This is a genomic window from Parahoeflea alexandrii (assembly GCF_024105735.1).
In the GTDB taxonomy this organism is placed as follows: domain Bacteria; phylum Pseudomonadota; class Alphaproteobacteria; order Rhizobiales; family Rhizobiaceae; genus Hoeflea; species Hoeflea alexandrii.
The window spans coordinates 247,202-273,596 of the sequence record NZ_JAAAML010000001.1 but is presented as its reverse complement, the minus strand read 5'-3'; the positions used below and the strand labels follow the sequence as shown (position 1 = coordinate 273,596).

General features: G+C 60.7%; 14 protein-coding genes. 2 read left to right on the top strand and 12 right to left on the bottom strand.

Annotation, left to right across the window (positions count from 1 at the left end; genetic code table 11):
- Positions 1-69 precede the first annotated feature (69 nt).
- Positions 70-1,503 carry a hypothetical protein gene (locus GTW23_RS01155; protein WP_252914315.1) on the top strand — a complete coding sequence of 478 codons (1,434 nt, stop codon included), beginning with the start codon at positions 70-72 and terminating at the stop codon, positions 1,501-1,503.
- Positions 1,500-3,863 carry a hypothetical protein gene (locus GTW23_RS01150; protein WP_252914314.1) on the top strand — a complete coding sequence of 788 codons (2,364 nt, stop codon included), beginning with the start codon at positions 1,500-1,502 and terminating at the stop codon, positions 3,861-3,863. The genes GTW23_RS01155 and GTW23_RS01150 overlap by 4 nt, the downstream gene beginning before the upstream one ends.
- A gap of 285 nt (positions 3,864-4,148) precedes the next feature.
- Here the strand turns inward: GTW23_RS01150 and GTW23_RS01145 are convergent, their stop codons facing one another.
- The 12 genes from GTW23_RS01145 to GTW23_RS01090 form a co-directional block, all read right to left on the bottom strand.
- On the bottom strand, positions 4,149-5,753 hold the full coding sequence (locus GTW23_RS01145) for a hydantoinase B/oxoprolinase family protein (RefSeq protein ID WP_252914313.1): 1,605 nt from the start codon (positions 5,751-5,753) through the stop codon (positions 4,149-4,151).
- Positions 5,750-6,847: a M24 family metallopeptidase gene (locus tag GTW23_RS01140; protein ID WP_252914312.1), complete on the bottom strand. Its 1,098-nt coding sequence runs from the start codon at positions 6,845-6,847 to the stop codon at positions 5,750-5,752. Before GTW23_RS01140 ends, GTW23_RS01145 begins: the two co-directional genes overlap by 4 nt.
- 19 nt (positions 6,848-6,866) lie before the next feature.
- The gene (locus GTW23_RS01135; RefSeq protein WP_252914311.1) at positions 6,867-8,525 is read right to left on the bottom strand and encodes a hydantoinase B/oxoprolinase family protein; all 1,659 of its coding nucleotides are present in this window, start codon (positions 8,523-8,525) and stop codon (positions 6,867-6,869) included.
- 14 nt (positions 8,526-8,539) lie between these two features.
- The gene (locus tag GTW23_RS01130) at positions 8,540-10,615 is read right to left on the bottom strand and encodes a hydantoinase/oxoprolinase family protein (RefSeq protein WP_252914310.1); all 2,076 of its coding nucleotides are present in this window, start codon (positions 10,613-10,615) and stop codon (positions 8,540-8,542) included.
- Complete coding sequence (locus tag GTW23_RS01125) at positions 10,615-11,115, bottom strand: GAF domain-containing protein (RefSeq protein ID WP_252914309.1); 501 nt, start codon at positions 11,113-11,115, stop codon at positions 10,615-10,617. The genes GTW23_RS01130 and GTW23_RS01125 overlap by 1 nt, the downstream gene beginning before the upstream one ends.
- Positions 11,112-11,930: an ABC transporter ATP-binding protein gene (locus GTW23_RS01120; RefSeq protein WP_252914308.1), complete on the bottom strand. Its 819-nt coding sequence runs from the start codon at positions 11,928-11,930 to the stop codon at positions 11,112-11,114. Before GTW23_RS01120 ends, GTW23_RS01125 begins: the two co-directional genes overlap by 4 nt.
- Positions 11,927-12,805 carry an ABC transporter ATP-binding protein gene (locus GTW23_RS01115; protein WP_252914307.1) on the bottom strand — a complete coding sequence of 293 codons (879 nt, stop codon included), beginning with the start codon at positions 12,803-12,805 and terminating at the stop codon, positions 11,927-11,929. Before GTW23_RS01115 ends, GTW23_RS01120 begins: the two co-directional genes overlap by 4 nt.
- Entirely contained in the window at positions 12,802-13,635 is an 834-nt protein-coding gene (locus tag GTW23_RS01110) for an ABC transporter permease (protein WP_252914306.1), read from the bottom strand. Before GTW23_RS01110 ends, GTW23_RS01115 begins: the two co-directional genes overlap by 4 nt.
- Complete coding sequence (locus tag GTW23_RS01105; protein ID WP_252914305.1) at positions 13,632-14,657, bottom strand: ABC transporter permease; 1,026 nt, start codon at positions 14,655-14,657, stop codon at positions 13,632-13,634. Before GTW23_RS01105 ends, GTW23_RS01110 begins: the two co-directional genes overlap by 4 nt.
- A gap of 83 nt (positions 14,658-14,740) precedes the next feature.
- Complete coding sequence (locus GTW23_RS01100) at positions 14,741-16,336, bottom strand: ABC transporter substrate-binding protein (protein WP_252914304.1); 1,596 nt, start codon at positions 16,334-16,336, stop codon at positions 14,741-14,743.
- A gap of 35 nt (positions 16,337-16,371) precedes the next feature.
- Positions 16,372-17,022 carry a helix-turn-helix domain-containing protein gene (locus GTW23_RS01095; protein ID WP_210385758.1) on the bottom strand — a complete coding sequence of 217 codons (651 nt, stop codon included), beginning with the start codon at positions 17,020-17,022 and terminating at the stop codon, positions 16,372-16,374.
- 690 nt (positions 17,023-17,712) lie between these two features.
- Complete coding sequence (locus GTW23_RS01090; RefSeq protein WP_252914303.1) at positions 17,713-26,142, bottom strand: VCBS domain-containing protein; 8,430 nt, start codon at positions 26,140-26,142, stop codon at positions 17,713-17,715.
- Positions 26,143-26,395: the final 253 nt, after the last annotated feature.

Below are 26,395 nucleotides of genomic sequence, written 5' to 3'. Positions count from 1 at the left end.
AGGATTTCGAGGCCTTGGTCAATGTCATCAATCCCGGAGGCCACTCCCTTTGGAGCAGATGATTGCCTCATGATCTCCTATGACAGCGCCAAGCCTCCTAAAACATTAGCGCGCGCCGTCTTGATGTCGGGAACGTTCCGCGGCCAGGACATCTGTCTGGCACTCTGCCCGTATCCGAAGCGAGATCACGCGACTAAGCCGGACAGATCGGGCTTTCCAGTCCGTCCCCGCCGAGGACAGGATCCAAAGGATGAAGCCGAGGTCTTCGCCGCAAATGCCCTTCAACGCATGAACGAGGTGCTTGCGCGGATCCAAGAGCTCGAAGAAGCTCTTGATGATCCTGACGACATCTGGACCCGACTGAGAGCAGCGTGGAAGCGTGCGGAGGACGAAGAAGATCCACGAATGTCCGAGATCGTCAAACAAGCGAGGCAGCTACGTCCGGTATTGACCGATTTGGAGAAGCGTATACGCCGGGTGCTCCGGCGCCATCGAGAACTTACTCCCCTGGACCGTGTGCAGGAAATGGATCGTGCCTCCATGGTCTGGCTCAGCCGCCAACCAGGCCGAAGTGTTGCCGAGCGAGCTGGCTCTGATCAGAGAATTCTTGCTACGGTTCGTAGAGAAAACTTTGACACACTCGAAAACCGCGTTCTTCACGCCTACACACGTTTGGCTGCAGATGCGGCGCGGGAGTGGATTCGCGAGCATCCGCGAGCCAAACAGAGTGCCAGATTTCGCGACGTCGACAGTTTCAGAAAGAAATGCAGATCTATTGCTGCTGACCTGGAAGCGCACGACGTTTTGATCGCGACTCCGGGCGTCACACCGAATTATGTCCTCATGCAGGACAAAAGCTATCATCAGGTCCATGACGGATGGGAGCGGCTTCTCAAGCGGGAGAAGGCGATTGATGATCTCTGGGCCTGGCAAGCGCAGACGTGGACCGATTTCGCAGTTCTTGCGGTAACATTGGCTATCGATGAGTTGGAAGAAGCTCAGCTCATCGCCCAATCGCCGATCGTTTGGAAATCCGAAGCAGTCACTGGCAGGTGGTTTGAACAAGACCGACCCATCGCAGTGTTCTGGCTTCGAGAAACAGGCCGAATTGTGGAGGTCCAGGCTCGTCCGGAAAAGCCTGGTCCCCTCCTCATAGGAGCCCAGGCGCATGTCGCGCTGAGAATAACCGATCCCACGCGCTCAGCAGTGCCGCGTCGTGTTGCCGTCTGGACCCCTCATGCGATGAATAGAATTGACTTGGGTGAAAGCGTGAGCGAGGTCGCAAATCTAATCGACCAGTTGCAGCAATTCGCACAGACAGAAGTCTTTAAACATGGCCTTGTGCTTACTCCCGACCACGGGGAGCCTGAAACCATCAAATTCGAAGGAAGTCGTTGCCGCGTGAATGGCATCGCATTCGGGGCCTCCGGAAAAAGCCTAGCTGCAGGGATGGAGGCAATCCGAGGATTCGTCCGTGATGAATTCAAGGGAGCATCGGTATGAGCCTGAAAAAGGCGGCCGGCCTGGATGTGAACGGCTGGCTCGATCATGTCGCAAGGAACTGGTCCATTGATCTCAGTGGAGACGAACAGATTGGCGATTTTTTCGTCGGGCAGGCGGGGCCGTTAACGGCGGTTGTCAAAACCGGAGATGGGAAGTGGATAGGGGGAAAGCCAGCCGATCTGGCTCCGCACGGCCGTGGCGGAGGCTGGGGCCAAGTTGGTGCCCCGGATCGAAGGGTCTTCGTTCGCGACTTGATCGAGGGGAAGAACGATTCCGCTCAAAAACTTGCCTCTGCATTCACGGAATTTGCGAGGGGCGCTACCAATACAGTTCTTGCAATTGAGGACAGCGGCGAAACCACGGAACAGGTTCAGGAGCGGCTCCTCGCTGCAATGTCTATCGCGAGACTGCGGAATCCTGCGCTTGTGTGGCGAACAGTTCTGTCGACACTTTTCGCGATCGCGGAGGGACTAATCAAAACGGAATGTGTCGTGGGGGTCATATCCCATGCTTCGTGCGGTCTTTCTGTCCAGAAGTTCAGGATTCGACTTGAAGGAGAGAAAGGCGATGTGCTCGCTCCGGAACGTAGAAGCGCTGCCAAAATACACGCCGAAGCGCTTGGGTTGCGCCAGCTCGTCTCAAGGGTCAGAGAACAAGCCTTGAGCTCTCAAAGGGCTTTACTAGAGACAAGCGGCGTCGCAGATTCAAAAACGCTTCCGAGACTGGCTTTCGGACTGCCTTACCAGCCCGAGATCATTCGGCGAGATAACGGTGACTGGGAAGAAGTCAAACTGGATGCGATGGACTCACTTCCCTCCGGCGGCATCGAAGCCGCCTCCTTAGGTCTTCAGGATTGCGACCAGATATTTCTGGAGACTATATCGGAGGGAAATATCCGATCTCACTTGGAGCGGATTCTCGAAGCTGCAGGCATCTCTGTCACTTGCACCTTACCCTCGGACGCGGTTGCCCGCGGAGCCTTGGTGGCAGCTCAGCGAATGGGTAATGGTGATCCAGTCTATTTCGATTTCTTGCCTCGCATCTCAACAATCGTGTCCGGCAGCGAAGGCGCCCGCAATTTTGATCTCGTAGACGAGACCGAAACACTTGAAGCTGGTAGAGTCTACAGAAGTCCAGAGCCAGCGCAGCTCGCCATTCCGAGAGGCTACACCACGACACCGGTGTATTTGAGGAAGGAAGCCGAACTTCATCCGCGGAAGGCAACAATTCAGCTCACTGAACCATTGGCAGAAGCTACACCTGTCTCACTCTGGGTGGAGCAGAAGCCAGCAGCAGGCCGAGCTAGGATCGTTATGGAGGCGCCCTCCCTCGGTCGGCATTTCACAATCGATTGGGACCAGGCCGACGAAGATCCGCGAGAATGGGACAACATCATCAACTCCCTAACGACCCCTCCACCCTCGATTCCGGAACGCCTAATCCTGAAATGCGGAATGATGCCTTGGAATGATGCGCCAAATTCCCCAGGCATGCTCTCGTTGCTTGAGCAGATGGACGATGAAAGAATTGACTGGCGTCAGATGGCGCAGAAAGCAAGTTCCCGACCGAACGGGGAGTATAGTGTATCCAGCGACGGTGAGCTGCCATCGGAATTATCGCCAGTGGCCGTGAAGCAGCTCGATAAATTGGTCCGCCAGGCTGTAAGTGACACAGAGAAACGTCTGAGAGCGGGCTCGAGGCACGCGGAACAAGACAATGCAGCGCTTCAGTTCCTCACTTGGCAGTTCCGCCGCACTCCGGACCAGGTGGCACAATGGCTGCTTGATTGTATTGAAAATCATTCCGGAGCCGTAGGCTCTCACCCTTTCGTCTGGCATCAGGCCAATTGGGTCCTTGTCTACCAAGGCATTGCGAGAACAGTAAATGATCAAGCGACCGAGGAACGCATCCTCGCGTCAATTCTGAAACGTGGGATTGAATCCTGGAATTACCGTGCAGAAAGCGCTTGTGTCTCTCTGTTGCTGTCACGTTCACAGACCGCCCCACTACTGCTATCTCGCAGTGATGTCGATAAGATTGCCGAACGCGCAATCTTCGAGTTCAGGCGGGAATATGAAACGCAATACACACGGTTCAACTATGCGCCATTCCTGGTCGGTGGGCTGTTACGCTGGAGACTGAAGGAACCTTGGGCCCTTCTCGTCGGCCAGGATCCCGTCGCAGATCGACTGGCACAGGCGATCATTGATGCACGTGCCGACCTCTTAAACCGATGGGGCACGGATGATGCTTTTGAGAAGAAGCAAAGGAAGTATCTGCCGATTCTCGATGACCTTTTGGCATATCTCACCGGCGAGGGCGGAAATCCGAACTTGCTATTAGCACTCTATGAAGCCTAAGCCGTGGTCAGCAGGAATTGGAACCGGTTCATACGTAGTGCCCTTTGGTTCACTGAACCTGGTTTCGTGACTTGACCCGCACCTTCATGCCGGAAACTGTAGAAACTGCCGTTTCATGTAGTGCTCTTTTCCCGAAAAGCCGCGCTATGCCGCTGTAATTGCTACATTGACATTGTAGGGGTCACAGGTTCAATCCCTGTTACGCCCACCATTCGATCTCCAAAAAATCATAGTGTTTCTGATTTCCGGAAATGCAAGGCCTGCTTCTCCTGCAGCTGCTCGCAATCAGCCTCGCGGGAACATGTTTCGTCCGTTTCCACCCGTTGGTTTGCCCCATCCACCGCCATTGGCGGTCGAAATTGTGATTTCATCGCCGGGCTCGATCACAAGACCGCTGACAAAGGCGTAGCTCTCGCTCGATCCATCCCTGCGTGTGACCGCAATCGCATTGGTGCCACCGTTTTCACCGCCGTTCAGGCCCCAGACGGGAACCCGGTTGCGGCTATAGCCGCCCGCAAGCACGGTGCGTCCGCGCGGCTTGTAGGAAACCGACAGGCCCTTGCCGCCGGCATGTTGACCATGTCCGTCAGCGCTTTCGTTGAGCCGCTTGTAGCCGACATCGATGCCGTAGCGGGTCTCGCAGATCTCGACCGGGCAGTTGAAGGTCTCGCCGTGGCTGGCCGAATACATCGCATCCAGCCCGTCACGCTCGGCTGTCGCGCCCCAGCCACCCATCTGCGGCTCGACCATGGTGAAGCGGCGGCCGGTGTCGGGGTGGTCGCCCGCAAGAACCGTTCCACAGATCGAGGCGAAATGGCCGGCCGGCATCCGCTCGGGCAGCGCCCGCGCCATGCATTGCCACAGCATGTCGTAGAGCCGGATGCGGGTTTCGAAATAATAGCCATGCGGCGCGGTGCCGGTGGCATGGAAGATGGTGCCCTCCCGGGTGATCACCTTCAACGGCCTGAAAGATCCCGCATTGGCCGCGAGCGTTGGATCCGACAGGGCCCGGAAGATCATCTGCGAGGAGATCACCGCCCCGTCGCGGCTGGTGTTGTAGGGTGCTGCCCGCTGGTCCGGATTGCCCGAAAGGTCCACCGTGAACGTGTCGTCGGTGATCCGGATCTCGGCCTGCCAGTGCGCGCCGTCATCTTGCTCTTCCTCGATCCGGAAAGTACCCTTCGGCAACAGCGCCAGACCGGCGCGGGCGCGCCGCTCGCCTTCCTCGAACAGGTTTTCAAGCGCTGTCTTGAAAGTGTCGAGGCCATAGGTCTCCACCAGTTGCGCCACACGGGATGCAGCCCTGCGGCTGGCAGCCACCTGCGCCCAGAGATCGCCGCGGACGAAATCCGGCAAGCGCGAATTGGCCATGATGATGTCGAACACCGGCTGCAACAATTCGCCCCCGTCGAACAGGCGCACCGCCGGCAGCCGCAGGCCTTCCTGGAAGATCTCGCTCGCCGTGGTCGACATCGATCCCGGTGTCATGCCGCCGATATCGTTCCAGTGCGCGATCGAGGCCGTCCATGCGACGAGTTCACTTTGTGCAAACACCGGCATGGCGATCACCACATCGTTGAGATGGGTCACCCCGCCATAGGAAGGGTCATTGGTGACGAAGAGGTCGCCCTCGCGCACATTGCTTGCACCTTCGATTTCGAGGATGCGCTTGACCGCCTTGTCGAGCACGCCGACGAAGGTGGGAATGCCCGCGCCGGATGACACCAGTTCGCCACGGGCGTCAGTGATGCCGGTGCCGACATCGAGAACCTCGTAGATGATCGGGCTCATCGCCGTCTTCTTCAGCACGGCAAACATCTCGTCGGCAGCCGCCGTCAGCCCGGCCTGGATGACGCTGAAAGTGATCGGATCATGTGTGTGCGGTGTCATGCCGGAGCCACGTGGAGATCGCGCGGCAGCGACGACAGGATCTCGGGACCGTCGGCGCGAAGGATGACGATGTCCTCGAGCCGCAGGCCGAAGCGGCCGGGAAGATAGATGCCGGGTTCGATGGAGAACACCATCCCCTCGTCCAGCACGGACTGTGACGTCGAAGTCAGATAGGGTGGCTCGTGCACCTCGATGCCGAGCCCGTGGCCGAGCCTGTGAACGAAATACTCGCCATAGCCGGCCTCGGCGATGACATTGCGCGCCGCCGCATCCACATCCATGGCCTTGACGCCGGGGCGTGCCGCAGCCAGTGCGGCTGAGACAGCGCGTTCGACAATGGCATGCACCTCGTCATAGCCGTCCGGCGCGTGTCCGATGACCGCCATGCGGGTCATGTCGCTCGGGAATCCGTCCTTGCGGCCGCCGATGTCGATGACCACGGCATCGCCGGCCTGGAGCTTGCGGTTGCCGGTGGCATGGTGCGGAAAAGCGCCGTTCGGGCCTGAACCGACGATGGTGAATTCCGGCTTTGCGCCATGCTTGCCGAACTCGGCACGGATGACATCGGCAATCTCCAGCTCGCTGACACCCGGCCTGAGCGCGGCCAGTCCTGCCTGCATGGCGCGGTCGTCAATCAGCGCGTTCTGCTTGAGCTTGGCATACTCGCCGGCATCCTTGCGCATGCGCAGCGCACCGACCGTATCGAGGGTGAAATCGTGACGGGCTCCGGGCAGTGCGCCGAGTACCAGAAGCGCGAAGTCGGCGCGCATGGTTTCGTCGAGAACCACCTTGACGGCTCCCTTTGCTCCGATGCGGTCGAGCGCCTGCTTCAGCGCCGCATCCGGCCCGTTCTCGTCGGCCCATTCACAAAACGCGATGTCGGTCTCGGCCCGCGTGCCCTGCGCATTGAGCGCGGGCATCAGGAACACCTCATGCTCTCGGCCGATCATCAGCAGGCAGGGCCGTTCGTCGCCATGGGGATGAAACCCCAGGAGCCAGTGCATATGCGCGCCGGGGCCCAGCACCACCAGATCAGTGCCGGTCTCGGCCATGGCTGCGCGCAGGTTTTTCAGTCGTATCGCTGTTTGGGTCATGATCTTTCGTGCTCCCTTGTCAAGCTTCGACGCCGTAGACGGCTTTTGCCCGTTCGGGCGTGATCAGGCCATTGCGGATATCGGCCCGGACCTTTTCGGGGTCACGCCGTTTCGGATCGCCCGAGCCGCCGCCATTGCCGGTGACGACGCGGATGACGTCATCCTTCTTTGTCTGCAGGCCGGAGACGAAGGCATAGCGCTGCGGCTCGCCCTCGCTCGGCCGGTACTCGACATAGTTCGAGGAGCCCTCCTGGCCTCCGTCGACCGCCCAGGCCGGGAACTTCGAGCGCGTGTAGCCCGCCGTCAGGAACCCATTGTCCGCGCGGACGCGGTAGTCCATGACGATGCCGCGGCCGCCGGTGAACTCGCCTTCGCCGCCGGGTTCCATGTTGAGCTCCATGCGGTCGACATAAAGCCCGTTGCGGGCCTCATTGATCTCAGCCGGGCAATTGTAGGTCTCGCCGTGAAACCCGCAGAAGATGGCGCTGTTGCCGTCGTGGCCCTGGCTCGCGCCCCAGCCGCCGATCTGCGGTTCGATGATGGTGTACTGCCTGCCGGTGTCGGGATGGATGCCGCCGATGAAGGTGCCGCAGACCGACCCGAAATGACCCGCCGCCAGCTTGCCGTCCATATGCGGCGCAAGGCAGCGCCACATCAGGTCGTAAACCCTGAGCTCGATCTCGTAGTAGAAGCCGATCGGCGCCGGCTCCTTGGCATGAAACACCGAGCCTTCACGCGTCAGCAGCGTGATCGGCCGGAACGAGCCGCCATTGGCCGGCGAATAGGGATCGGTCAGCGACTTGAAGATCATCTGCGCGGCGACCATCACGCCGTCGCGGCTGGTGTTGACGGGATTGGGCATCTGGTCGGGATTGTCACGCAGATCGACCTTGAACTCGTCGTCGGAGATGGTGATCTTGACGTTGAAGATACGCCCGTCGTCCTGCTCTTCCGACAATTCGAACGTACCCTTCGGGAGATGCGCCAGCTCCGCCCGCGAGACCTTTTCGCCGTAGTCCTGGAAATGCGTCATGGCAGCCTGGAAGGTCTCGCTGCTGTACTTCTCGGCGATCTCGGTCAGGCGCCTTGTGCCGATACGAACCGAGGCGATCGCCGCCCAGACGTCCCCTTCCAGAACATCGGGCATGCGCGAATTGACCTTGATGATGTCGAACACTGGCTGGATCGGCTTGCCCTTCGAGATGATCTTGATCGCCGGAAGCCTGAGCCCCTCCTGGAAGATCTCCGTGGCGTCGCCGGTCAGCGACCCGGGCGCCATGCCGCCGACATCGGAGTTGTGGGCGATGTTGGCTGTCCAGGCGATGATCTTGCCCTCGAAGAAGACAGGCATCGCGACGACGATGTCGTTGAGGTGAGTGACCCCTCCATAATAGGGATCGTTGGTGGCAAAGACGTCGCCGGGCTCGATGTCACCGGGCTTGTCATACTTGGCGACCACCACCTTGACGGCCTTGTCGAGCACGCCGATGAAGGCCGGGATGCCGGCGCCGGAACAGGCGATCTCGCCCTCGGCATCAAGGATGCCGGTGCCCATGTCGAGCACTTCGTAGATGATCGAGCTCATCGCGGTCTTCTTCATCGCCGCGAACATCTCGTCTGCTGCCGATTGCAGCGAATTCTGGATGATCTCCAGGGTGATCGGGTCATTCGTCGTCATGGCGTTTTCCCTTCTCAGTTCGCAAGCGTGATGATGACATTGCCGTAACCGTCGATCGCGACCCGGTTGCCCGGATGGACGACAATCGTGGTTCCGGGATCCTCGATGATCGCAGGGCCGGCGAACTCCATCCCGGGCTCGAGCTTCTCGCCGTCATAGATCTGCGCCAGATGGCGGCCCTCGGTGGCGTAGTCCACCTCGCGCTCGCCCTTCCTTGCAGCACCCGCCTCAGTGGAACCGAGAGGCTTCTTCTCCATGGTCAGCTTGCCGACCTCCGCGGAGGCCACAAGGTGAATGCCGACCAGTTCGACGGGCGCGTCGAGACGGTAGGTGTATTCACGCTCATAGGTATCGTGGAACGAGGCCGCGATCTCCGCGATGCGTTCGGCGGTCACGTCGCCATCGCCCAGCAGAACCTCGGTCGTGTGCTCCTGGTTCTGGTAGCGGAACTTGCCGAACCGCAGGAACTTGACCTTGGACGGTTCAACCCCTTCTGCCTCGAACTGGCTCTTCGCCAGCGCCTCGGTCTCTGTAAACAGCGCCTCGATGGAGGCTGCGCTGTCGGGCTTGAGGTCGGCGAGGCTGGTGACAAAGAAGTCGCGGCGCAGATCCGACATCATCATGCCCCAGGCCGAGAACACCGCGGCACCGGCGGGCACGACGACCTTCTTCACGCCCAGTTCCTGGGCCAGAGCCACGGCATGCATCGCGCCGCCGCCGCCAAAGGCAACAAGGGTGAAATCGCGCGGATCGAAACCGCGGTTGAGCGAGACCAGCTTGAGCGCATTGACCATGTTGTTGTTGGCGATGCGGACGATGCCGCGCGCCGCCTCGTCGGTATCGACTCCGAGCTTCTCGCCGACAGCCCGGATCGATGCCTGGGCGGCGTCCATGTCGGCATCGACCGATCCCCCGCAGAAATAGTCCTTGTTGATGCGGCCGAGCCAAAGATTGGCGTCGGTGGTGGTGGCCTCGGTGCCGCCGCGGCCATAGGCGGCCGGCCCGGGGGCTGCGCCCGCCGATTGCGGACCGACATGCAGCTTGGCGTAATCGTCGACCCAGGCGATGGAGCCGCCGCCATTGCCGATCTCGACCAGATCGACCACCGGCACCATGATCGGGTAACCCGCCGAGGTGCGGTCGCGCTCGATCCAGTAGTCGGTCATGATCTTGACCTGGCCGTTCTCGATCAGCGAGCATTTCGCCGTGGTGCCGCCGATGTCGAGCGCCAGCACATTGTCCTCGCCGATCATCTTGCCGAGTTCGGCCGCGCCCCAGAAACCCGATGCCGGGCCCGATTCGACCATGGTGATCGGAACCCGCGCCACCGCGTCGAGCGAATCCACGCCACAGTTGGACTGCATGATGTAGGGGCTGCCCTTGAAGCCGCGCGAGGTGAGACCCTCATCGAGCCGCTTGAGATAGCGCGCCGCGACCGGCTGCACATAGGCTGACAGCACCGCCGTGTTGGTGCGCTCATACTCGCGCCATTCACGGGTGATCTGGTGTGAGGAGACGGTGGCGACCTCCGGCCACAGCCGCTCGACTTCTGCCTGAACCGCCTTTTCATGCTCTGGATTGGCATAGGAATGCAGGAAGCAGATCGCCACGGCTGCGACACCATCGGCCTTGAAATCATTCAGGATCGCCTGGAGCGCACCCATATCGAGCGCTTCGCGCTCGATACCCTTGTAGGTCATGCGTCCGGGCAGTTCGCGGCGCAGGTAACGCGGCACGAACGGCGCCGGCTTGCGGTAATGCAGGTTGAAGAAATCCGGGCGGTTGCCGCGCGCAATCTCCAGCGTATCGCGGAAGCCCTCTGTGGTGATCAGTCCGACCTTGACGCCCTTGCGCTCGGTCAGCGCATTGATGACGACCGTCGTGCCATGGGCAAGGAAATCGACGGTCGTCGGATCGACGCCACCCTTTTCCAGAACGTTGAGCACGCCCTTTTCGAAATCCGGCGGCGTCGTGTCGGACTTTGCCGTGCGTATGGTGGACTTGCCGGTGGTCAGGTCGGTTTCAAAACAGACCAGGTCGGTGAAGGTGCCGCCGACATCGGTTGCAACGCGGATGGTCTTGTTTCCCATTAGAGCACACTCCTCGATGATATGGATTGGTTGAGCAGGAAGGCCGCCGCGCCGGGCAGCTTGAGAGTGTCGGAAGCCGCCACGCGCTCGGGCGTGTAATGGCCGGCCGCGTCAAGGCAGTTGATCGTGCCATAGACCGTGCCGTTGACAATGATCGGCACGTTGATCACCGATTGGCAGCCGAGCGATGAAATCAGTTCGTGGTCGGGAAAGACTTCGGCGATGGCGTCAATGTCATTGGCGACGAAGGTCTTGTGGCCATCGAGGACATGGTTTGTCCACCAGGTCTCGTTGACCGGCTTGGTGCCCAGTTCGGGATAGGCATCGGGCATGTTTGAAAAGATCCGCTGCGCACCACGCGTGCAGGCGTCGAACGTCATCAGGGTGAACAGCTTCGCGCCGACGGTCTGCTGCGCAAACGCGCACAGCGCCTCGAATGTGGTCCGCGGCTGGTTGTCGGAAGACGCCAAGGCGTCGGCAAGATCATGCAATTGGTTCATTCCGTCGTTTCCTCCAGGCCCGCTGCCAGCGAACTGCGCAGCGCGGCTTCTTCAAGTGTCACCACAGGTACCGCGCTGATCAGACGGCGCGTGTAAGGGTGGGCAGGGTTTGCAAACAGGGTTTCGGTATCTCCCAGTTCGACCATCCGCCCCTTTTCGAAGACGGCGATGCGCGTGGCGATGTTGCGCACCACAGACAGGTCATGGGTGATGAACACAAAGGTGAGATCGCGCGTTTCTCGCAACTGGTTGAGCAGCTTGAGGACCCGTGCCTGCACCAGGACGTCGAGCGCCGAAGTCGGCTCGTCCAGCACCACGATCTCGGACTGGCAGGCAAGCGCCCGGGCGATCGCCACACGCTGGCGCTGACCGCCGGAAAGGGCCGTCGGCGAACGTCTGGCAAAATCGGCAGGAAGCCCGACTTCCTCGAGAAGCGCGCCGACAAGGTTTGCCCTCTCAGCGCTCGCGCCGATGTCATGCACATCGAGCGCCAGGCGCAGCGAGGCGCCGATCGACCGCTTCGGATTGAGGGACGACAGCGGGTTCTGCTGCACCAGCTGGATGGCGCGGCGATGTTCGAGCTTGCGGCTCGCGGGAAGAGCGGTGCCATTGAGCCGGATCTCTCCGGACGAGGGCGGATAGATCCCAAGGATCATGTTGGCGACAGTGCTCTTGCCCGATCCGGATTCGCCGACGATCGCAAGACACTCGCCCCTGTTGACGGCAAACGAGATCGATTGCGCCGCGTGGACCGCATCGGCTCCGGTTCCGAAGGTTTTTGAAACAGCGTCCAGTTCGAGGATGGGAGCGGTCATGCCCTGCCCTCCGCATCATGGGTTTCGAGCGGCGCGCCGAAGTCCGGGGAATCCTCATCGATATCGGGAATGCCGCCACCGGTCAGCCGAGGTACCGCCGCCATCAGCGCCCTTGTGTAGGGATGACGCGGGCCTTCGAAAACCGCGCGTGTGGGCCCCTGCTCGACGATCCGGCCCTTGTAGATGACGTAGACCCGGTCGGCGAATTCGCGCACCACGCCGAGATTGTGCGAGATGAACAGCACCGCGGTGTGATGCTCTTCCACCAGCTTGCGCATCAGCTGCAGCGTCTGCGCCTGCACCGTCACATCAAGTGCCGTTCCGGGCTCGTCGGCAATCAGCAGTGCCGGCTCGTTTGCAAGCGCCATGGCGATCATCACCCGCTGGTTGAGCCCCCCGGACAACTGGAACGGAAAGGCGTTGAGCACGCGCTCGGCGTCGCGGACCGAGACTTCCGCCAGAATGGCCGCGGCACGTTCGAGCGCGGCATCGCGGGTAATGCGGGGATCGGCGCGGCGCAGCACGTCGTGGAACTGGTCGCTTATCCGGAACACCGGATTGAGCGAGGATGTCGGATCCTGAAAGATCATCGACATAGCCTTGCCGCGCAGGGCGTGGCGCTCGCGCTTGTTCAATCCGTCGAGCTCCCGGCCCTCGAAGAGGACGCTGCCGCCGATCCGCGCCGTACGCAGTTCCTGAAGCAACCCCAACACGATGCGGGCGGTGACGGATTTGCCGGAGCCGGATTCGCCGACCAGCGCCACGCGTTCGCCCGGTTCAACGGAAAGCGATATGCCGTGAAGCACTTCGGTGAAGCCGGTATAGCCCTTGAAGCCAAGCGTCAGGTTCCGGATATCGAGCGTCGGCGTACTCATTGCTCGGCTCCCAGAATGTCACGCAGCGCATCGCCGATCAGGTTGAAGCCGAAAACGGCAATCAGAATGGCGAGACCTGGAAAAATGGTCAGCCACCAGCTGTCGGGCAGATACTTGGCACCATCGGCCACCATCGAGCCCAGATCCGGCGTCGGTGGCTGGACGCCCAGCCCGAGGAAGGACAGTGACGAGGCGATCAGGATGACAAAGCCCATGTCCAGCGTCATTTTGGTGATAATCGCGGGCACGCAATTGGGCAGGATTTCACGGAAGATGATGTGGGCCTTGGACGCACCGATCACTTCGGCGGCGAGCACATAGCCCTCTTCCTTCTCGCCGCGGGTGATGTTGTAGACAAGACGCGTGTACCAGGGCCACCACATGGCGGTCACGGCCAGCATGCCGTTGGCCAGCGTCGGCTGCAGCACACCCATGATCGACATCGCCAGCACCAGCGGCGGCACGGACAGGAACACGTCGGTGAGCCGCATCAGCAGATACTCGGTCCAGCCGCCGAGATATCCGGCCACCAGGCCGATGGTGACGCCGATCGGAACGGCAATGGCCAGCACCACAATGCCCAGAATCAGGGAGATCCGGTAGGCGTAGAGGATGCGGCTGAACATGTCGCGTCCGACAAGGTCGGTTCCGAAGATGTAGGGCCACTCGGGCGGCTTGTTGAAGTTGGCGAAATCCACCACCGCGCCACTGTGCTCGGGAAACGGCGCGATGAAATCGGCAAACACTGCGGAGAGGATCACCACCGAGACCAGGACAACGCCCAGCAGCGACAACGGATTGGCCAGAAGAATGGCAAGGGTGCGTTTCATGCCGGCCTCTGAGAGTAGCGAATGCGGGGATTGAGAAGTGCGATCAGCAGATCGACGATGATGTTGACCAGGAGGAAGGTGGCCGAGATGATCAGCACCGTGCCGACAATGGCGTTCAGGTCCTTGCGCAGGATCACCGCCACGCCGTAGCGCGACAGGCCCGGCCAGGCAAAGATCGCCTCGACCAGGAACGCGTTGCCAAGCATGGCCGCGAAATCGAGCCCGATAATGGTCAGCGACGGGATCAGCGACGGGCGGAACGCGTAGTGATTGGCAATTCGGCGCGCCGGAAAGCCGTAGGACTGCGCCATTTCGATATAGGGCTTGTCGTAGGTTTCCACCATGTTGGCGCGGGTCAGCCGCGCCGCCTGTCCGATACCCGACAGGGCCAGCGCGAATGCCGGCAGCACGATGTGCCAGGCGGCGTTGCCAAAGGCGCGAACGTCTCCCTGGAGCAACGTATCGATCAGAAGGAAACCGGTTACGGAGGAAATCGCATAGCTGTCGGAGATACGGCCGGCGATCGGAAACAGCGGCAGATAAAAGGCAAACAGCAGCATCAGGATCACCGCCCAGACAAAGCTTGGCGCCGACACCCCGAGCAGCGAGACCAGCCGGATCATGTTGTCCGCCGCCCGCCCGCGCCAGCGCGCCGACCAGATGCCGAGCGGCAAACCGATACCGACCATCATCAGACCCGCAACCAGCACAAGCTCCAGCGTCGCCGGCAGATAAAGCGCGATATCGGCTGTCACCGGTCGGTTGGTGTAGAGAGAAACACCGAGATCGCCCCGGGCAACGTCGGCGACGAAATGACCGTACTGGACGACGATATGATCGTTGAGATGCAGGGCAGCCCGCAAATCGGCGATCTGTTCGGCAGTTGCATTCGGTCCCAGCGCAATACGCGCAGGGTCGCCGGGAATGATCCGGGCTATGGCGAATATCAGCATGGACACGCCGATGAGGACAATCAGCGACGTTGCCAGCCGCTTCGCAAGAAGGCGGGCCAGGGGTATCATGGTCTTGTGCTCCATCAGGCCGGGAAAGCTTGCCGCCCAAGGTCACCTAGGGGCGAGCGCTCCCGGCCGTCCCGGGAGGGTCCTTAGTCAGCGACTTCCATCAGCCGGAAGGTGAAACCCATTCCGTCCAGACCGAAGGCTTTCGAGGGGTCGGACAAGGCCGGAACCTTGACACGGGCACTGGCTGCGAACACCGACTGGCGGTCATAACCATAAATGGTGGGCGCGATCTCCATCAGCCGGGCATTCAGCGCGGCATAGGCTCCCTCGCGTCCCTCCGGCGTGGCGGCGGTCCGGCCTGCCTCGAGTTGCTTGTCCACTTCGGCGTCGTTGAGATATTCGGGCGACTGCCAGGTGCCGGCTGCTGACGAGTGGTACATGCCGTAAAGCAGCGTGTCGGGATCGCCGGTTACTGCGTTGACGAAGAGCTGCGACAGGTGCGGCGTGTTCTCGGGCTTTGACACCTGTTCGGCAAACAATGCCCAGGGCAGCTTCTTGATTTCGGATTTGACCCCAAGTTCCGCATAGTTTGCCTGCATAAGCAGTGCAAACCGCTCTTCCACCGGCACTTCCGCGATCCAGGAGATTTCAAGCGTGAAATCCTCGGGCTTGTACTTGCACTCGGCCAGATGCTGCTTTGCGGCCTCCAGGTCACGGGTAAGCACCTGATCGGCCGGGTTGGCTCCGAACATCCCCACCGGGACCGCGCCAGTGGAGGCTGCACCCTGGGAGACCGTATCTGTGACCGCAATCATCTTGATCGCCGCGCCGTAGTCGAACGCCTTGGCAAAGGCCATGCGGCAGTTGACGTCATCCAGCGGTGGCTTGGTGGTGTTCATCTTGACGTAGAAAGCCCCGGTACCGCTTTCCGTCAGCACCTGCGCCCCGTTTGCGGCCAGCGCCTTGATGACTTCGGGCGGCAGCCACTGCGAGGCAATGTCATGCTCGCCCTGCGCGATCAGTGTGCGGACGGTCGCCGCTTCCAGGCCGTAGCGAAGACGCGCGGTATCGGGAGCGGGAGCCGGAACGCCGAGGAAATAGTCGGGGTTCTTCTCCATCACGGTTTCTTCCTGCGGATTGTGCGAGACAATCCTGTAGGCCCCGGTCCCAGCGCTGGTGGATGTGAGGTAGGCAGCACCCCAATCCTTCATTTCGCCTTCGCCCTCGCCGAGGTTGGCCATCACCGTCTGCTTGTCGACGATCGGCAGGCGCAGGAGTGAAGCAACAAAGGGTGCATAGGGCTTGGTGAGTGTGAATGTGACGGTGGAAGCATCGACGGCCTCGGCCTTCTCGACATTGGCAAACAGGTAGGAAAGCCCCTTGCCCATCGCCTTCATCCGGTCCAGCGAGAAAACCACGTCCTCGGCTGTCATCGCATTGCCGGAAACGAATTTCACATCGTCGCGCAGCTTGAATGTGTAGCTGGTGCCGTCGCCTTCCCAGCTTTCTGCCAGGTGTGGAACATGGCCGGGAGCCCCCTGGGCCGGCAGCACCAGCGTGTCATAGACATTGAACATCAGGATCGAGTCGGCATAGTCCGAAGCAATCGCCGGATCGAGTTCGCCGACGGCGACTTCATCAAGCCGCAAAACGCCGCCTGCCTGCGCACTTAGAGGCGCTGTTGCCAGCATGGTCGACGCCATGGCGGCAATCGAAAGCAATTTGAGTGATTTGGTCATCTGTTGAGCCCTCTCTGAGTTCAGACCTTCAAGGATCATTTGTGGTGATTCAGGTGTCCTGCCCGGTTCCCGGGTTCTTGGTTTTGCTGCGGATTGTCGCCAAACACGTCCATCGTGCAGACGTGCAGGATGGTGGCCGGCTCGGCGGTATGGTTCCACGACGAGTGCCGCCGCATCGATGCGAAGTGAATCGAGTCCCCGGCCTGCAGCACGGTCGTTTCGTCTTCGACCTCGAGCGTGATGGCACCCTGCAGGACAAAGAACATCTCTTCGCCCACATGCTGAATCGGCTCGGAACGATAGCCCGGAGGCTCGTGAACGATAACGGAATTGAGAACACTGCCCGGAAACGTGGTCGAAAGACGCTCGTAGCTCAATGCAGCCTTGTCCACCGCGTAGATCGGGCGCTCATTGTGTCGCGTAAGTTGTGACTTACCTTCGGGTTGAGCGAGGAAGGTGGTTACATGGGAATCGAGAACGCCGGCGATCGATGCCAGTGACGACAGTGACGGAACGGTAAGCCCGCGCTCGACCTGTGAAATGAAGCCGACGGACAGTCCGGCGCCGTCGGCAACTTCCTTGAGTGTGAGCGACAATTCGCGGCGTCGAGCCCGCAAGCGCTTGCCCAGGGGGTCCTCAGTCTTGCCGGTATCGATGATCGCTTCCGCTGCAGTCTGATTGGTCAACTCATGCCCCCAATTTTAGTATTGGTAAAATTTAGGAGCATTTGCTTTTGCGTGTCAAGCAGATTTTACCAATACTAAAACTTCGGTCGCGTCCGTCAATGGCCTTCGATCACCCAGTCGACCACCAGAATTGCGTGGAATCCTCCCCTCTGCGATGCATTCTCAGGCCTCCTGCTTGGCATGGTCAGGAATCCAGGGAACATCATTCTGACCAAAGGCGGCTAGCGGCGAACGGCAGCATCAAGGCGTCCCCGCATTGCGAACACCGCCTTGTGCGCTTCCAACGCACCAATTGACCGCTTTGAAGTGCGCCTTTGCCACTCCCCGCAGCCTGATGGGGAAAGCCCCAGATCTTGATCAGGCCCTGTCACATCGCCAAACGCGCAACAATCGATTTTGCTTGTTTACTCTGGGCGAACAGGGATGAGAGGGTTCTGCCACATCATCGGTCGCAGTATGGCGGCCATGGATTTAATCCCCGGCACGCCCACCGTCCCCTCAAGGTCTTGTCAACACCGGACCAGACAAAATTTCAGCCGGGAAGCCCCAGCTTTCCCGGCCAACACTCGGAAGAGTCCTTGAACCGCGTGAAGACATGCTGATCTCGCATTTCTCACCACGCAATTCGTGCACGAACATCCCGGTCAACGCACCACGGCCGGGATTGTCCGGCCGTGCGCAAACGAAGCATCATATGACCACGGTCACATCGGCAGGATCGTCATCAACCAGGATTCTGAGCCCGTTTGTCGTTGGCACATCGATGAATTCAGCGATCCGGACAAAGCCGGCGCCACCCGCGGTTCCGTCCACGTCAACTTCCAGGAAAACCCCGTTCATCTTCACGTAGTCCGCCGCATGGCCGACAACGGTCTGCCCTCCGAGCAGCGACGACAGATCCACCACATCGCCCTCGGCAAAATCGTAATCTGCGATCAGATCGCGGATGTTCGCGCCGGCATCGGCGAGAGCGTCCGCGTCAAAGACGAAGGTATCGGCCTGGCCGCCGCCAAACAGAATGTCGCTGCCGAGGCCACCATTGAGCAGTTCCGCCCCGCCCTCTCCAAGAAGCACATCGTCCCCAGCAGTACCCGGGATCGGCGCTTCGTCCGCCCCGGTCAGCACCACCTCGATATCCTCGCTCACCGTCCCGCCATTGCCGTCGTCTATGGTCACCGTATAGGTCTGGGTAATCGCTTCCCCTCCCGCCAGGTGCTGGATGTCGGCATCGGCAACATTGAAGGTCCAGTTGACGGTGCCGTTGCTGCCACCGCTCGATTGGGTAGTGACGGCAGCGGAGAAGCTGCCCAGATAACCGGCCGCTGACGGAGAGACTGAAACAGTGTGCGTCTCTCCGACATCGTCATCGGTGTAACTGATCGTGCCTGCGGTGGTCTCGGTACCCGGCAGCTGCACCACCGAGATTTCATCCACGAACATCAGGTTCACTCTGTTCTCAAGCGCCAGCGTCAGCGTCGACGTGTCGGATGTAGCCGTGAACGTGTAGGTGAATTCCGTGTAGTTCGGCAGCGGCCCCCTGTAGGCGAGGTCGACTATGGATGCTACGGTCGCGCCGTTCCAGGTCACATGCAACGAATTGTCCGGCGCGGCATTGCCGTTGTTCTGAGCCCAGAAACTGATCGTGTAGGTCACGCCGGCAACCGTGCTGAATGTCTGGCTCATGGTCGCCGGGGTGTAAGGGGAATAAACCGTCCAGCCGCCCGCTGCATAACCACCCGAATGGACATACTGGAAATAGCCGGAAACGTAGGGCCCGCTGAAGGACCAGCCGCTCGAATTGCCCGTTTCAAAGCCGCCATTGGTGATCAGGTTCGTACCGCCTGCATAGGAGGCGTCCTCGGTCACCCCGCCGTCGGTGTGCGCAGTGATGACAGGCGCGACCGGCGCACTGTCGATTGCCAGTTCGAACGTGTCTGCGACCGAAAGGCCGCCGGTGTCGGTAGCGGTGACGGTGACCTCAAGTGTCTCTCCCGCAACGCCTACCGAAGGTGGCGTGCCGGTCAGCCGCCCGGTCACCTCGTCGATTGAAAGCCAGGCCGGAAGTGGCGCGCCGCCGTTCAATGTCGCCGAGAAGCTGAGAACATCGCCCGGATCGATATCGGCGAACGACCCCGACACATCGATGTCCACGGCGATGTTGGAGAACACTGCCGCATCGGCAATATTGGTCACCAGCACCGGTGCATCATTGACATTCTCGATCGTGAGGCTGACCGTATCGGTGTCGGCGGAATAGGCAGTCCCGCCACCAACAGTTCCCGGAGCAGAGATCTTGCCCCGTGGACTCGCTACACCATCCCACGCACGGAAGGTGATTGCCTGATCGACTGTGCCCACGTAACCTGCATTGGGTGCGAAATAGAGCTGGTCCTGGGCCCTCAGGTTCAGCACTTGGCCGGGCGCCAGATTGGCATTGAACCAGTACGGCCTGCCATCCGGCGCGTTGTACCCATCCAAATGATAGTACCAGACGCCGTGGCTGGTATCGAAGGCAGTGATCGACATGCCGGGCGCAGACGTCTTGCCATCCACATCGCTGACATTTCCCACACTGCCGCCCGGAGCGTTGACCAGTGTCGAGACCTGCGTGCCGACATCGCCGATCGGCAGCCCGGCATCCTCGGCCTGCGTCATCGCCGGAGAGGCGGCAACATCAAGCACCGGCGCATCGTTGCTGCCGGTTATCTCCACTTGAAGCGCACCGGTCGAGCCATCCGAACCATCTCCATGGAGCCGGTAGATGATGTCGATCTTCGCCGTTTCGCCGCGCCGCATGCTCTGCCAGGCGCTGTTGTTCAATTCGACCTGGATCCTGTTGCTGGCATCGACAGTGATGGTAAAGAACCCCGAAGTCAGCGGGTCGAGACTTGTCCCCATGGCCAACCCCGGTGCCCCATAGACGCGGATGGTGCTGAGGCTGATGCTGTTGGCTGCCCCCGCATCCACGTCCAGCGTGTCGTTGCCGAGCACGTCGAACACCCGGGCCACGGTCTCGTCTTCGCTGATCCTGAACTCCGGAAGCGAGCCATTGGGGTTGTCGTTCCTTGCCACCGGAAGATCATTTGTGCCCGCGATGGTGAAGACCAGCGGCTGCGCGGCAGATGTCGCCGTTCCGTCGGAGACGGTCACGTCGTAGCTGACGGTCAGCGACTGTCCCGCCGCGAGGAAATCGAGATCGGCGGCGGCCGGATCCCAGCTGTAACCGATGCCGACAGCGCCACCGTTGGAAACGGCGGACCCTAGTGTGAGCGCGCCGGTTCCAAGTACCGTCATCAATGCGCTGATCTGCACCGGCGAGAGTGTTCCGCCGCTCCAGCTGATAACCGGTGTTCCGGCCTGCGCCGTCAATGTGTCGCCGGCGTCCGCATCGGTGACCGACAGCGTCCCGGTGACCGGCGCAATATCCTGCATCGAGGCATCCGCGATCTCGGCAACAGCCGAGGTCTGCACGATTGGCGCGATCTCCGGCGCGTCGTTGACCGGGTCGATCGTCACCGTGAAGGTTTCGGTCGTGGTGGCTGCATCTCCGTTGGAGGTCTCGGTGGACGTCACCGAAACCCTCAAGTCGAACGAGCCGTTCCAGTCCTGCGGCGCTCTGAGGGTGAGGCCGTTCAGATCAGCCTGGGTCAGCGTCCAGGTGCCGTCATTGTTGTTGGTTCCGGCAGACAGGATGACGCCGGCGGGCACATCGGAGATGGTCACGTCAGACAGTGTTTCCGAACCATCCGTATCGCTCAGTGCGACCGAGAGATTGATGGCGATATCGGTGTCCTCATTCCCGCCTGCTCCCGGGGGAAGCTCGAAAAGGCGATGCTCGATCTCGCCCGCACCGGAATCCTGATCCCAGACAACGACGAGTGTTCCGTCATCCGTAACCGCGACCCCCGAGCCACTGAAGGCGCCATGCCTGTATTGATCTCCCTCGATGTTGTCGTTGATCCTGAATTCCCCGCCCTCGGGCGCGCCGTCGCTGGCATAGCGCTGCGCATAGATGCCGTTGCCGCTGCCGTCCTGAACGTAAGACGACCAGGTCACGACATAGCCGCCGTCAATCGCCGAAACGGAAGAATAGATCTGAGTGTTTGCCGTCGTGGTGTTGACCCGCGTCTCCCCGTCCTGGGGCGTTCCGTCGCTGGCATAGCGCTGCGCATAGATGCCGTAGCTGCTGCCATCCTGACCCAAAGACGACCAGGTCACGACATAGCCGCCGTCGATCGCCGACACCGAAGAATATTGCTGATTGCTCGCGGTCGTGGTGTTGACCAGCGTCTCCCCGCCCTGGGGGGTGCCGTCGCTGGCATAGCGCTGCGCATAGATGCCGTAGTCGCTGCCATCCTGATCGCGAGACGACCAGGTCACGACATAGCCGCCGTCAATCGCCGAAACAGAGGGATATCGCTGAGCACCTGCCGTCGTGGTGTTGACCAGCGTCTCCGCGCCCTGGGGCGTGCCGTCGCTGGCATAGCGCTGCGCATAGATGCCGTAGCCGCTGCCGTCCTGATTGTAAGACGTCCAGGTCACGACATAGCCGCCGTCGATCGCCGACACCGAAGATTCTTGCTGATTGCTCGCGGTCGTGGTGTTGACCCGCGTCTCCCCGCCCTGGGGCGCGCCGTCGCTGGCATAGCGCTGCGCATAGATGCCCCAGCCGCTGCCGTCCTGATTGTTAGACATCCAGGTCACGACATAGCCGCCGTCGATCGCCGACACCGAAGAATACGCCTGATCGCTCGACGTCGTGGTGTTGACCAGCGTCTCCCCGTCCTGGGGCGTGCCATCGCTGGCATAGCGCTGCGCATAGACGCCCCAGCCATTGCCATCCTGATTGTAAGACGACCAGGTCACGACATATCCGCCGTCGATCGCCGACACGGAAGCAAATTGCTGGGTGTTCGCCGTGGTGGCGTTGACAACGGCATCACCCGAGAGCGGAACCGGGTCGCCAATGCCGGGCACGCTGATCACCGGCGCGTCCGCCACCGGCGCGACGTCGATGCTGACGGTGCCCTCGTCCGTGCCGGCTCCATTGTCGAGCGTGTAGGTGAACGACGCCTGGCCCGAGAAGTTCGCGTCCGGTGTGAAGGTGATGACGCCGGCATTGAGCGACACCGCACCGTTGACCGCACCCGAGACGCTGGTGATCGACAGCGGCTGCTCTCCTGGCGGATTGCTGTCATTGCTGATGAGATCCGCCACCGCGAAACTGACTGCGGTATCTTCGTCGGTCTTCGCGGTATCGTCCACCGCTGTCGGCCCTTCCGGCACGTCTGTGACCGTGACCGCGATATCCTGCGTATCGATACCTCCGGCACCATCGGACACTTGCACTTGCACATCGTACACGTTGTTTCCGCCCGTATCGGCGGCGACTTCGAAATTGGGCGCGTCGGCAAAGCTGAGCGCGCCGGTGGTGCTGTCGATCCGGAACAGTGCGGCGTCCGCCCCCCCGGAGATGGAATAACTTGCCGCACCGCCGTCAACATCCGTCGAGGTTACGGTTGTAATCGCCGTGCTGTTCTCTGCAATGGACACCGTAGCCGTCGATGCGCCGCCATCCGACGTGATCACCGGCGCGTCGTTGGTGCCGGTAACGGTGACGGTGATGGTCTTGGTAACCGTGTCGCCGTCGCTGTCCTCCACGGTGAAGGGGATCTCCATCAGCAGGGATTCGCCTTCGGCCAGGGCATCGAATGCAGTCCCCGGCGTGATGCTGACATCATAGCCGGTTGCCGTCTGGACCAGGGCAATGCCGGGTGTGCCCGGCACCACGCCCGCAGGCAGGTTGGAATAGGTCGGCGTTCCAAGGGTCACGGTCACATCGTCGGCGCCGGAAATGTAGGCCTCGCCGGCTTCGACAGTGGCACCGTCCCCTTCAACAAGAGAGATCAGGGTGGCCGTGTTCTCTTCCACTGTCGCGGTGACGTTTACCGCATCGGGCGCATCGTCATTGATGGTGACGGTGAAGGTGTTCTCAGCGGTTTCGCCGGCGCTGTTCTTGGCTGTTACCGTGAAGTCGAGCGGCATGCTGTTGCCGTCGCCGGGACCTACATGATCGAGATTGCCGCGAAGTTCGAAAGTGTACGCCACCTTGAAGCCTCCGGATCCGTCGGCAACAATCTTGACCTCAAGAACGAATATGGTCTCACTGGTCCGGAAGTTGATGGCTTCGAGCCTCTGTAAGCCTGGGCCTGGATTGATTAACAACGAGTAGCCCAGCGCCTGACCATCTGAGCTCAGGAGTATGAGGTTCCCCGACGGATCGAGCGGAGTGGCGCCGGACGTTTTAATCCGCGCAGACAGGCCGACCGAACTGTAGTCATTGAAACTGAGACCGACATCTCCACTGAAGGTCAGCGCGCCGGAATTGCCATTGGTCAGATCTTCCTCGTTGACGACGAAGTTGTCAGCCGCGCTGACCGTCGGCGCATCGCTGGTGCCTGTGACCGTGATCACCACATTCTGGGTTACGGTGCCGCCGTTAAAGTCATAGATCGTTACCACATAGGTCAGTTCGACACTGTCGCCGTCGCCGAGGAAATCCACGACGGAGTTGGCGACATGGTAGGTCCAGCCGGTCGAGCCGACGCCTGTCGTGTTGGAGAAGTTCGACAATGCCGCATCGTCCAGCGAGAACCCCGCCTTCAATGCGGCGATCTGCTCATCCGTCGGCGTGTAACCGTGGGCAAACGACATGTTCGTCACCGTGCCGCCGTTATGGCTGGCCTCGGGATCGTCCGACAGGTCGACATCCAGAAAGCTGATGGTCCCGGTCGCAGCGGCCGGATCAGGGTCAATGCCGCCCACCACATCGGCCGTCTCTTCGACCGCCCCCGTCTGTGCGCCCGAAGTGATCACCGGGCGGTCATTGCGCCCGGTGATGGTGACCGAAACGGTAGAGGTGGTGGTGCTGTTGGCCTCGCCTTCATTGTCATCAAGAGTGACGGTGTACGTGAGCGTGACCTGCTGGCCAGCGGACAGGTAGTCGAAGGCGCGGTCGACCGCGGCAAAGTTCCACCTCAGCGATCCGAATTGAGTGTTGATTGCCTTGGAAACAGAGTTGATGGAAACAGCGTTGTCGATCAGCGAGATATCGAGCCCTGCTGTCACTCCGGTCGCGCCTGCAAACGATGCATCGGCGCTGTGACCGACATCGTCCCGGTCCGCGTCGTAAAACAGCATGGTGCCGTTGTGTGTTTCCAGCGCATCCGATCCGGTCTGGTTGCGGTTCTCGCGCCCGGACGCAGTGGATGGAAACAGGATTTCCGGGCGATCATTCGTGCCGGTGATCGTGATTGGCACCTGCTGGGTTGTCACGCCGCCATCGCCATCCGAGAGTTCGACGGTGTAGGTCAGCGTCACCGACTGCCCCTTGGCCAGGTAGTCAAATGTCAGGTCGGGTACGGAGAAGGAATAGTCTATCGAGCCATCGCCGGACCCGGCGGGCTTTGCAACAGCGTCGATTGTCAGGAAAGCGCGCAGAACGCTGTCCGGCAAGGGGATTCCCAGAATGGACAATCCATCGGACTCCCCCGAGCGGATGACCGCGCCGACGACGCTGGCGCTGTGCCCGGTGTCGGACAGATCGACATCGGTGAATGTCAGTTGACCGAACGCAGTGACAGCCGCAAGCGAGAGCGTCGAATCGACGAGTTCGGAGCTCGAGGCGCCAGCCGTGACGTCGATCACCGGCGCATCATTGGTGCCGGTAATGGTCACCACGATCTGGCTCACGGCCGAGGCAGCGGTGCCGGTTCCGCTGTCATCCTGAACAATCACGTCGTAGGTGATGGTCAGCGTCTCGCCGGCGGAGAGGAAGTCCAGTGCGCTATCAGCGACCGCGTAAGTCCAGTCAGCCGTGTCAGCGCTCTGATTGAGAGCATTCACAACCAGTGCTCCCGGATCAGCCGTCGGGTTGACGCCGGCCGACCATACTGCCGAGACGAAGCTCTGGCTGGCCGTGTGCGTGTCGGTCAGGTCGACATCGGACAGAACGATCCGCCCCGTTGCCGTCAGCGGCGTTGCCGCACCCGTCATGTCGGTCTGCTCGGTGATCGTGCCGGCGAGAACCGAAGTCCCCTCGATCACCGGCTGATCATTCGTGCCTGTCACGGTGATGGTCACCGTTTGCGTCACGGTAAAGATGCCGTCATTGATCTGCACATCAAAGGACAGGGTAATGACTTCGCCGCTGGCCAGGATATCAACCGCTTCATTGCCGACCTGATAGGTCCAGTCGATCGAGCCGCCTGCAGCCGTGGTCGATTCGACGGTGATCCCGCCGGGCGTGTCGAGGCTGAAGCCGGCGAGCAACGCATCAAGCTGTGCGGCGGTGAGCGAGCCACCGCTCTTGAGCACCTGGGAGACCACGTTGCTGGCTGAGATTTCGGCGGTGCGGGTCTCGCCAAAATCCGGATCGAAGAAGGTGATCGAGCCGGTGGCGGCAACCGGGTCGGCATCGACGCCGCCAGGGTTGTCGGCCGATTCGACGATCTCGCCGGCGGAAACGCCACCGCCAAGCACCGAGGCGACATTGCCAGGTTCGATGATCTCGTCACCGGCACCATCGCCAGCCCCACTGGCTGCGTCGTCCCCCAGCAGGCCCAGCGTTTGCAACTTGCCATCGATGATCGTGGCATCGCTGGAATCCCCGAACTCTCCGCCCGAGCCAGTCGGCGCTTGCGGCGTCACCGACAGCGTATTGTTCGGACCGGCGGCGACGTTGAAGCCGCTGGTTTCCAGCGCCGCAACCAGCACCTCCTGCGGCACCTCGATGTCGCCGATGACGAAGGTCGGCACGCTCAGAGCGCCGCCAATGATCCGGATCTGGGAACCGTCCGGCTGAACCAGCAGCAGGTCGTTGCCGTCCAGCTGGATATCCTCGATGCTGGTATCTGCCGCAAGCGTCACGCGATTGCTCGCGTCAGGAACGATCACGCTGATCCCCGGCGCTCCGCCGGATGCGGAAGGATCGGATGGAGGAGTGCCCGCCGGGTCGGTACCGGTGTCGGCCTGGGCCAGCAAAACCGCATCCATGCCGCTGTCGGATGAGCCGCCGTCGATTGTGGTTTCAGAAGCATCAACAAAATCAATTTTCAACATAAACGTGTTCCTGGCTAAAATTACCCTTTTTTAACCAGTTAGTATTTCACAAACAATTTCTTTCACATCTTCACTACATATCAATATATGCAAAAATCTCTCTGTTAACGGTTTGGTCAATTTGAAGCATAATTTGATATGCTTTTAGCAACCATTACTTTAGCAGATTCGCAAAATATGCCGTCTTGCACGCAACTCACCTGCGCTTGAACAAGAATGGTTTCGATCAATTTTTATCGAAACAACACCGGTT

Excerpts from the sequence above, each read along its gene's own strand:
- GTW23_RS01100 (WP_252914304.1), bottom strand. The coding sequence starts at position 16,336 with ATGACCAAATCACTCAAATTGCTTTCGATTGCCGCCATGGCGTCGACC.
- GTW23_RS01110 (WP_252914306.1), bottom strand. The coding sequence starts at position 13,635 with ATGAAACGCACCCTTGCCATTCTTCTGGCCAATCCGTTGTCGCTGCTG.
- GTW23_RS01140 (WP_252914312.1), bottom strand. The coding sequence starts at position 6,847 with ATGACCCAAACAGCGATACGACTGAAAAACCTGCGCGCAGCCATGGCC.
- GTW23_RS01135 (WP_252914311.1), bottom strand. The coding sequence starts at position 8,525 with ATGACGACGAATGACCCGATCACCCTGGAGATCATCCAGAATTCGCTG.
- GTW23_RS01090 (WP_252914303.1), bottom strand. The coding sequence starts at position 26,142 with ATGTTGAAAATTGATTTTGTTGATGCTTCTGAAACCACAATCGACGGC.
- GTW23_RS01120 (WP_252914308.1), bottom strand. The coding sequence starts at position 11,930 with ATGACCGCTCCCATCCTCGAACTGGACGCTGTTTCAAAAACCTTCGGA.
- GTW23_RS01125 (WP_252914309.1), bottom strand. The coding sequence starts at position 11,115 with ATGAACCAATTGCATGATCTTGCCGACGCCTTGGCGTCTTCCGACAAC.
- GTW23_RS01145 (WP_252914313.1), bottom strand. The coding sequence starts at position 5,753 with ATGACACCGCACACACATGATCCGATCACTTTCAGCGTCATCCAGGCC.
- GTW23_RS01150 (WP_252914314.1), top strand. The coding sequence starts at position 1,500 with ATGAGCCTGAAAAAGGCGGCCGGCCTGGATGTGAACGGCTGGCTCGAT.
- GTW23_RS01115 (WP_252914307.1), bottom strand. The coding sequence starts at position 12,805 with ATGAGTACGCCGACGCTCGATATCCGGAACCTGACGCTTGGCTTCAAG.
- GTW23_RS01130 (WP_252914310.1), bottom strand. The coding sequence starts at position 10,615 with ATGGGAAACAAGACCATCCGCGTTGCAACCGATGTCGGCGGCACCTTC.
- GTW23_RS01105 (WP_252914305.1), bottom strand. The coding sequence starts at position 14,657 with ATGATACCCCTGGCCCGCCTTCTTGCGAAGCGGCTGGCAACGTCGCTG.
- GTW23_RS01155 (WP_252914315.1), top strand. The coding sequence starts at position 70 with ATGATCTCCTATGACAGCGCCAAGCCTCCTAAAACATTAGCGCGCGCC.